The sequence below is a fragment of the Bacillus sp. SIMBA_026 genome, assembly GCF_046535335.1.
In the GTDB taxonomy this organism is placed as follows: domain Bacteria; phylum Bacillota; class Bacilli; order Bacillales; family Bacillaceae; genus Bacillus; species Bacillus velezensis.
Window position 1 is genome coordinate 1 of record NZ_JAWRWX010000365.1, and the last position, 249, is coordinate 249.

The window sequence follows — 249 nt, forward strand, 5'->3', positions numbered from 1 at the left end:
CGGCGCCGCGGCAGTTCAACGGCGAACAGCATTGCGAAGCGAGCTGGATGGGCTTTCGCTTTCTCGAGCTTGGCGTGACGGGATTGCGCGAGCCGGTCGCCGACACGCCGCCGGCCCGGTCCGACGGCACCTTGATGCTGAAGTACACGCCGCGCACCGGCGACTGGGGTGCGACCGAGCTGTGCCAGGTCACGCTGACGCCGGTTCACGACCCGTACGTCACGGTCGACCGGCGGCAGGTCGGAGATG

At 69.1% G+C, this 249-nt stretch carries 1 protein-coding gene; it reads left to right on the plus strand.

Annotated elements, in window-relative coordinates; genetic code table 11:
• Positions 1-249: hypothetical protein (locus SB847_RS21820; RefSeq protein ID WP_410578804.1), on the plus strand; the 249-nt coding region annotated here is incomplete at both ends.